Source organism: Sphingobacterium sp. IITKGP-BTPF85 (assembly GCF_001006065.1).
Taxonomy (GTDB): Bacteria; Bacteroidota; Bacteroidia; order Sphingobacteriales; family Sphingobacteriaceae; genus Sphingobacterium; species Sphingobacterium anhuiense.
The window spans coordinates 19289-27773 of the sequence record NZ_ASZT02000067.1 but is presented as its reverse complement, the minus strand read 5'-3'; the positions used below and the strand labels follow the sequence as shown (position 1 = coordinate 27773).

8 protein-coding genes are annotated in these 8485 nt (G+C 36.9%); 5 read left to right on the top strand and 3 right to left on the bottom strand.

Annotated elements, in window-relative coordinates:
• Positions 1-1051 (bottom strand): DUF4270 family protein (locus L950_RS14030; protein WP_021188636.1); only part of this gene is annotated, 1051 nt, incomplete at its 3' end.
• Between the two features lie 121 nt (positions 1052-1172).
• Here L950_RS14030 and L950_RS14025 point away from each other — a divergent pair.
• The 5 genes from L950_RS14025 to L950_RS14005 all read left to right on the top strand — a co-directional run bounded on the left by L950_RS14025 (position 1173) and on the right by L950_RS14005 (position 5893).
• Positions 1173-1541 (top strand): hypothetical protein, encoded by a 369-nt coding sequence (locus tag L950_RS14025; protein ID WP_156169688.1) that lies wholly within the window; start codon positions 1173-1175, stop codon positions 1539-1541.
• Entirely contained in the window at positions 1538-2587 is a 1050-nt protein-coding gene (locus tag L950_RS14020) for a sensor histidine kinase (RefSeq protein ID WP_021188634.1), read from the top strand. Before L950_RS14025 ends, L950_RS14020 begins: the two co-directional genes overlap by 4 nt.
• Positions 2588-2595: 8 nt before the next feature.
• A complete protein-coding gene (locus L950_RS14015; RefSeq protein ID WP_021188633.1) occupies positions 2596-3270 on the top strand; it encodes a response regulator transcription factor in 675 nt (224 codons plus the stop codon).
• 259 nt (positions 3271-3529) lie between these two features.
• The gene (locus tag L950_RS14010; RefSeq protein WP_021188632.1) at positions 3530-4072 is read left to right on the top strand and encodes a TetR/AcrR family transcriptional regulator; all 543 of its coding nucleotides are present in this window, start codon (positions 3530-3532) and stop codon (positions 4070-4072) included.
• A gap of 279 nt (positions 4073-4351) precedes the next feature.
• Positions 4352-5893, top strand: coding sequence for a glycoside hydrolase family 3 protein (locus L950_RS14005; RefSeq protein WP_021188631.1), 1542 nt, complete (start codon positions 4352-4354; stop codon positions 5891-5893).
• A 76-nt stretch (positions 5894-5969) separates the two neighbouring features.
• Here L950_RS14005 and L950_RS36580 read toward each other — a convergent pair whose 3' ends face one another.
• Together L950_RS36580 and L950_RS14000 are read right to left on the bottom strand one after the other, a co-directional pair.
• The gene (locus tag L950_RS36580) at positions 5970-6398 is read right to left on the bottom strand and encodes a carboxy terminal-processing peptidase (RefSeq protein WP_316930640.1); all 429 of its coding nucleotides are present in this window, start codon (positions 6396-6398) and stop codon (positions 5970-5972) included.
• Positions 6395-8089: a S41 family peptidase gene (locus L950_RS14000; protein WP_316930639.1), complete on the bottom strand. Its 1695-nt coding sequence runs from the start codon at positions 8087-8089 to the stop codon at positions 6395-6397. Before L950_RS14000 ends, L950_RS36580 begins: the two co-directional genes overlap by 4 nt.
• Positions 8090-8485: the final 396 nt, after the last annotated feature.

Genomic DNA, 8485 nt, shown 5'->3' with positions numbered 1-8485 from the left:
AAAATGAATTACGATATTTGTTTTCTGTTTCTATAACGAGTTCGACCTTATTGATCGCTACAGTTGGATCGTTAACTAAATCCAATAAAGTTGGAAAAGTTAATTTAACGACTGCTCCTGTGCTACCTTCCACAAATACATCACCGTTCGTCGTGGTGCTTTTCAATTCTGGATTTGTAACACTTAAAGTGTTGAATGCTGTACCTGAACGGTCAGCTTCTACATTATTAAACTGATAGGCTTTGTTACCCAAATTAAATGAAGTGGATTTACTCACTTTAAATCCTTCGTCGTTTATATAGTTATAATGCACCTGCATACTCACGGTATCTTTAAAACCGATCATTGCCGTGTTATTATTTCCAGCAACAAGTGCTATTCCTTTGAAGTATTCATTGAAATTGTCATTGGATGCAATATTTCCATGACCATCTTTGATATAAGAAAATAGCGTGTTTCCTAAGTTGTCATTTAGTCTGATTGCGATTGAATCTAATTTTTTGACAAAAGGTTTGAATGACAAGGACCCTAAAGCTGTTGGTTCGTAAGTGAATTTTTGATTATTATAAACAGCTGCCCCATTGACATAATACGGTAATTCATTTGTACCGGATCCCGTACTGACTTCTTTTAATGTAATCTGCTGCGTTAATTGGTGAACAGATAATGTTTGTGTTTTCGTTGTATCTCCGTAGAAATATTTGTTCGGCTTTAATACAAACGTAATGGAGTCGTATTTTGCTGCTGTTGGGATTGAACCGGCTATAATGTTATCGATAGCCATGCGCATATAAGACGTCGAAAGAACAGATCCTGTTGTAGTATTCGAAATTTTTCCGGCTAGAATCATTCCTGTTCCAGACGTTGGTACATCATCTAACAGATAAGTAGATGCATTCACCTGAAAGGTATCGATAGGAACTAATCCTATGGATTCATCTCTTGAATTGTCTAAAGAGAGCGAAATATCTTTATTACAAGCTGAAATGCCTATCAGTAATAACGCTGAGAATAAAAATTGAATACTACGTCTCTTAAAATTTCTTATCATGCTTAAAAATTGAATATTGCAAATGTAATCAATGCGCATTGTTAATCAGTGTTATATTTTGTTAAATATGGTTAATTACCAAGGCGAATGCAAATCTAGTAATTTAAATTTGTTTTTAATTATGGCAAATAAGTTTAAATTATTGATAACACTTTCGGTATTAACAGGTATCGGGATGATTAGTATCTTAGGTATATGGCTCTACGGAAGTTACAATAACCGACTTGATCTGTTTCTTTCTTCTGCAGAGCGGAGTATGTTTAATGTTGTTCAAGATGTGTACCAAACCCATAGTAATGATCTAAAAAGTGATCAGGGCGGGACATTGGGAAAATTACGGAAAGCATTAAAAGCAAAGTATACAGATGCTGAAATAGACACGCTATTTAAAGATTTTGGGCCCTATTATAAACAGTCAAAAGCGGGGTCATCTCGAGGAGGAAAGACGATGGATTATCTTATCCGCACGGGAAATCTGGAGGAGAAATGATGGCGCCTTATTTATTTTCACAGATCGGTGTCACTCCAGCGATGATCGAAGAAATAAATGAAAAATTTGCCACCGCTTTAGAAGCTAAGGGAGTCCGTGCAGAATATGATGTTACGACCGATATTTTTCCGAGGGATAGTCTGTTTGCTATCCGTAAGGAGTATAGAGCAAAAAAGTTATCGTGGACAAGACCGATATTGATAGACGCTTCGGACAGTCGCTTTTTAATCGTCAAATTTAGGCAGGTATGGAAAAATCTCTTGTTTGATTTAGGATGGCAGCTGGGCATTGCTATACTTTTAATCAGTATTTTTATCGGTTCCTTTCTCTATCTCTTTAAAACAATCTTTCGACAGAATCGATTAGCTGAGATGCAAAAGGCATTTGTGAATAATATGACGCATGAGCTGAAGACCCCTGTCTCTACTGTCATGACTGCTATCGAAGCGATTCAACTCTACGGGGTAAAAAATGATCAGGTGAAGATGGATCGTTATTTGGCCATTTCCCGACGTGAGCTTGATCACCTTTCGGATATGATTGATCGAGTTCTTCAATTGGATGTTGATGAACGAAAAGGTCTTAAACTTGACAAAAGCGAGATTGATCTGATGCTCGTTTTAAACAATGCGGCAGACACCTTTCGAATCAATGTCAGTAAGGAAGTGAAGATTTCAGTGAACAGTTCCGTTCCTACATTAAGGTTACATGCCGACGAATCACATCTGCGCAATGTTGTTAATAATTTATTAGAAAATGCTGTCAAGTATTCTGGAGATGTGGTTACTATCACTATTGATGTCTGTGACCATTCCGATTATATAGAGTTTAGTGTTTCCGACAAAGGAAAGGGCATCGCTTTGGAGTACCAGAAGGAGATTTTTGGTATGTTTTTTCGGGTTCCTGAAGGCAATCTACATCCAGTCAAAGGCTTTGGAATCGGCTTGGCGTATGTTCGTCAGGTAATACTGCAGCACGGAGGTAAAATTACAGTGAAAAGTAGTCCAGGTAAAGGTAGTACCTTTACTATTAAAATACCTAAATAAGCAGATTTATGATTGATATCTTATATGTTGAAGATGAAGCGAGCCTGGCACTTATTGTTGCTGATAGTCTGGAGATGAACGGTTTTTCGGTAAGACATTGTCATGATGGGCAGGTGGCTCTTCGTTTATTTGAAAAGCAAAAGCCAGATATCTTGCTTATTGATGTGATGATGCCAGTGATGGATGGCTTTACGTTGGCTACACATATAAGAGCCTTAGACAGTCAGGTGCCGATTATTTTCCTTACCGCTCGTGTGCAGACAGAAGATGTTGTTAAAGGCTTTCACTTGGGGGCGAATGATTATGTAAAAAAACCTTTTCGTATTGAAGAGTTGGTCGTTCGTATCGAATCACTGGTTAAGGGCAGTCCTAAAATGCAGCTTAGTCAAAATCTCATGATCGGAGATTATGTCTTAGACAGCTTGAGACAGACACTTAGCTATAAAGGCGACAGTATTAAGTTATCTTACCGGGAAAGTGAATTGTTACGCAGCCTGTATGAAAATAGGAATCAGGTAATTCCTCGTGAAGATATCATGAAAGCCTACTGGAGTTATGATAAATATTTTTCTGGAAGAAGCTTAGATGTATTTATAAGCCGTATCCGAAAATATTTAAATCAGGATCCACGTATCAAAATTACCAATATACGGGGTATAGGTTATATGCTTTCTGTTGAGTAATTGATTTGAAAGCTATGAAGTGCTATGTTTTCTGGACTTTTGTCACCTCTTGATAATATTATTTTCAAGTTACAAATGATGGTCTTTCGAAAAGAAAAGAATAAGTATATTTAAAGGAGTGATATGAAAATTGCGCCCTATTGATGCGTGTCAATTATGAAGAACGAAACAAATAATTTGCTTTTATATTTAGGAAGATTATAATTGGGTATAAACGCAAATTTATCTAAGTTTGTACGCTGTAAAAGGGAATAAAAAAATGAAAGATAGTGTATTGAGTAGAAAAGAGAAAATTGTTCGTGAGGCATTGAATTTGTTCTCAGAACAAGGTTATGCAGATACCTCTACCAAAGCTATTGCTCAAAATGCAGGTGTGTCTGAGGCTTTAATTTTTAAACATTTTGGAAATAAGGACGCTTTGTTGGTGCACCTTATTAAAGCGGGCTATCGGAAAGTGCTGACACATCATAAAGGTATGATGACTTATCGTGATTCGAAGGACTTTTTACGTAAGATGATCAATTTACCGAGTAAGCTGGTCGCTGATGAGCCTATCTTCTGGAAATTACAAGAACGTCTTTCCCATCATCCTTTTTCAAGACAGCAGCATGAACAATTTATGAAACCGGTGCAGGCAATTATTGTGCGGGCTTTTAAGGAACTGGGATATAAAAATCCGGATCTGGAAACGGAATTTTTGTTAATTGTTATTGATACTTTATGGAAAAAGGAAGCTAATGGTGAACTTGATCATGCGATGGAACTAGCCATATTATTGGAAGAGAAATATAACTTGATATAAGTTATATTTTTTGATCGACAATGCAAGTTTATGCATGTTTTATAAAATTGTTGCACAAACTGTTTTTTATTATGTAAAAAATACCCGTTATTCGTATTCTATTTTAAACAAAAAATTATGTTAAAACAACTAGCTATGGGTGTTGCCGCATTGGTATCTTCCATCTCTTTTTCACAAGCTCAAGATAAAAAAGATTTTGTGAACTATATTAATTCTCCCCACGTTTGTTGATTCTGTATTCAATAGCTTGACACCTAAAGAGCGTATTGCACAACTTTTTTGGTACGCGCCCATACGAATCTGGGACAACGCTATATTGATTCTGTAGCGCAGGTTGTTAAGGACGAGCAATTGGGTGGCCTTGTTGTATTTCAGGGCGGACCTGTTCGTCATGTGGATATGTTCAATCGTTATCAGCATCTGTCAAAAGTACCTTTATTGATCACTTTTGATGGGGAATGGGGTTTAGGTATGCGTCTTCCCGATTCAACCTTATCTTATCCTTATCAGATGACCTTGGGCGCTATACAGAATGATCAATTGATTTATCAAATGGGCCAGGAAGTTGCAAAAGATTTTCATCGGATCGGCATGCATTTTAATTTTGCCCCTGTTGTTGATATTAACAATAATCCTAAAAATCCAGTTATCGGATTCCGATCTTTTGGTGACAATAAAGAGAATGTCGCAAAAAAAGCTAAAGCATATATGGATGGTATGATGAACGGTGGTATCATTTCATCACTAAAGCATTTTCCGGGGCATGGTGATACTGATGTTGATTCACATCATGACTTGCCTCAATTGACCTTTACAAAGGATCGTCTAGAGGCTTTGGAAATGTTTCCATTTAAAGAATTAATTCGTGCTGGTGCTCCTGCCATTATGGTCGCACATATGAATATTCCAAGTTTAGACCCTACACCAAATATTCCTTCTTCTATTTCAAAACCTATTGTGACAGGGATATTACGGGAAGAGATGGGTTTCCGCGGATTAACGGTGACCGATGCAATGGACATGAATGGTGTGAAAAAGTTTTTCCCTAATGGTGAAGCTGACGTGATGGCTATTATTGCTGGTCATGATTTACTGGAAGTATCAGAAAATAGTAAGCGCGCTATTGACCTTGTGTTAAAAGCAATCGGAGAGGGACGGATCAATCAAGCAGATTTGGATGCGCGTGTTAGAAAAGTACTGGCGTCAAAGTTGTGGTTGGGTTTAGATCAATATCGAGATGTGAATACCGTAAATCTATATTCGGATCTGAATAGAACCTCTTCAAAACAGCTGATCGACCAATTAGCCGCATCATCGGTCACGGTTTTAAAATCTACGGATAAAATTAAAGCATTTAAAAATTCGGAGAGAACAGCTATTGTCAATATCGGATTAAAATCACCTGGTGCTTTCCAGCAGTTAATGGACGAAGCTCTCGCAAATGAAACGCAATATTTTGTTACGGATGAAACCAGTGAGGCGGATTTAAAAAATATCATCAAGGAGGCAAAGAGAAATAAACAGATTGTACTTGCTATTCATGATACGCGTTCACGTCCAAGACCAGAATTGCCTGCAAATGATGGAGTGAAGAATTTGGTTAAAAAATTGGCTAAGAAATCAATTGTTGCGTTTTTCACCAATCCTTATGCATTGGATGGTTTTAAAGGTGTTCATAAAAGTAAAACCATTATCGTTGCTTATCAGAATGACGATTTTATGCAACGCGCTGCTGCAAAAACAATTTTAGGACAAAATATTGCTACAGGAAAGTTGCCTGTTACCATCAATAAATATTTCAAGTACGCTGCGGGTAAATAAGCTGCAGTAATTTTTATAAACTAAAAGGGGCTTATCATTCATTGATAAGCCCCTTTTATTATGTGTAGGAATGAATTTATTTCTTTTCCTGGATGATCATATCGGTCATCACTTTAGCACTTTCATCCTGTACAAAGTCGAAGTCCATTTTAGGTTGTGGTTTCCCTTCTTCCCATAGAGGTAGGCCTCTTTGTTTCAGTAAAGCATTGACACGATCTCTATTTTTCTTCTGAAAATCATCACGTTCTTTTTTGAACTTATCAAGTTGTAAAGGAATTTTAGTTCCCTCATCGCGTTTTTCGAAGGTTGCAATATCTTCTAGCAAGAACTTGTATTCTGTTGAGTTCTGCATTCTTGCTTCATGATCTTGTTCTAACTTTTTATTTAATGTCGTTAGATCTGCGACCTTGTTATAAGTACTCGATTTGATCTGATCCCAAGGTAATGCAGATGGCTCAGAGCTCTCGCCAAATTTCTCTGCAGAATACTGCGTCGGGAATGTCACATCTGGCTTACACCTTTATGCTGTGTACTGCTACCATTTACACGGTAGAATTTTCCTAAAGTAATATTGATCTGACCATATTCAGGCGCACCATTTGGGGTATCTGGATCTTTTTCGTTTTGCGCTTTTAATAATAATTTACTTGTAGGGCTGATCACGCGTGCCATATCAACAGCAGATTGTACCGTACCTTTACCGTACGACTGGGAACCTAAGATAACACCACGACCATAATCTTGTATTGCACCAGCAAAGATTTCAGACGCTGAAGCAGAGAAGCGGTTGATCATAACACCTAGCGGTCCATCCCAAGATACACCTGCATTTCTGTCCTCTTCCACATCAATGGTATTCCGGACGTCACGTACTTGTACCACTGGACCTTTGTCAATAAATAAACCTGTTAAGTCGATTGCTTCCGGAAGTGACCCACCACCATTGAAACGTAAATCAATCAAAACGGCATCAACTTTTTCCTGTTTTAAGGTATCCAGCAATAAGCGCACATCGCGGGTCGTACTTTTATAGTTTGGATCACGCTTACGGTATGCTTCAAAATCCATGTAAAATTTTGGTATGTTGATGACACCAACACGATAATTCTTGCCATCAGCACCTTTAACAGTTAAGATTTCTTTTTTCGCAGATTCTTCTGCTACTACAATTCGCTCTCTTGTTAATGAGACTATTTTCGGGTGAGATCCAACCGGCTGACCAGCAGGTAGAATTTTTAAACGAACAATTGTTCCTGCAGGACCTTTGATTTTAGCTACTGCTGCATCTAATCTCCAGCCAATGATATCCTCAAATTCGCCATCTTTCCCTTGTGCCACACCAACGATTTTGTCATCAATGGCTAAGCTTTTATCTTTAAATATCGGTCCGCCAGGAATGATTTCACTAATAGTCACCATTTCATTGTCTATTGTCAATCGTGCACCGATACCTTCAAATGTATTAGCCATACCTTCATTGAAAGCCTGTGCAAATGATGGGTTGAAATACGATGTATGTGGATCAACCGCATCAGTTAATGAAGTCATGATTACTTGGAATGCATCATTTGAATTTATTTTCTTTCCCTGAGAAATTAAATTGTTATATCTTTTGCGAAGGATTTCCTTCTGTTTAGTTTCTGTACTATCTGTTTTTTTAACAGTTGTCATTTCCAGATTCAGCAAATCATATTTCACACGGTGTTTCCATTGCGTATCAGCTTCTGCTGTGTTTTTGAACCAGCCTAACTTCTCACGGCTTGGTAAATAGCTTTCATCGATCGTGAAGTCTTGTTTTACATCTACTTGCTTCAACGCATATTGCATGCGTTCTAAGTAGCGTTTAGAGTATACATTGAAAATATGAAAAGGAGCAGATAGGTCACCATTACGGAAATCCTGTGCGATTGAATTTCGGTATTGCTGAAACTCGTCGATATCAGATTGCAACAAGTAGTTTTTTCCCTGATCTAAAGATTTAATTAAGTTATCAAATACGATTTTAGATATGGAATCATTCAGCTGTACTTTTTTATAACTGGTCGATTCTAAAAGTCCAGCAACTTCTTTTGCTATGACTTCGTGTTGCGCGCTAGGCTTTAGACCTCCCTCTACTTCGCTTAAATTAACACGGGGCTTCGAGCCACAGGAGACAATTGAAATAACAAAAAGGGTGAATATTAGCTTTTTAAACATATTTTCTATAATTTTAATAGTCATTTTTATATATTGAGATAGCGCTTTAAATCCAAAGAGCTAAATTTAAATAATTTCAGTTCATAAATTTCAACAAATCAACAAATTTATTTGATATTTTAATTGAAAAATATGTACTATTTTATATTTCTTTTAATAATAACTCATTTTAATGAAGTTAAGTATGTTTTCTGAAAAACCAACCGTCCCTGTAATAATAATGTTATCTAATCAATCATTCCTAAGATAGCATCATTATATCTTGCGAATGATCGATTCAGTCTATACATAAAACTGTTTAGGAAGGCCCATTTATACCATTGAAAACTAACACTAATAAATAACCGAGTACAACGAGCTCATTATATACCATTGAAAACTAACACTAATAAATAA

Bases quoted from the DNA above. Each gene is read 5' to 3' on its own strand.
- L950_RS14025 (WP_156169688.1), top strand. From the start codon at position 1,173: ATGGCAAATAAGTTTAAATTATTGATAACACTTTCGGTATTAACAGGT.
- L950_RS14020 (WP_021188634.1), top strand. From the start codon at position 1,538: ATGATGGCGCCTTATTTATTTTCACAGATCGGTGTCACTCCAGCGATG.
- L950_RS14015 (WP_021188633.1), top strand. From the start codon at position 2,596: ATGATTGATATCTTATATGTTGAAGATGAAGCGAGCCTGGCACTTATT.
- L950_RS14010 (WP_021188632.1), top strand. From the start codon at position 3,530: ATGAAAGATAGTGTATTGAGTAGAAAAGAGAAAATTGTTCGTGAGGCA.
- L950_RS14000 (WP_316930639.1), bottom strand. From the start codon at position 8,089: ATGTTTAAAAAGCTAATATTCACCCTTTTTGTTATTTCAATTGTCTCC.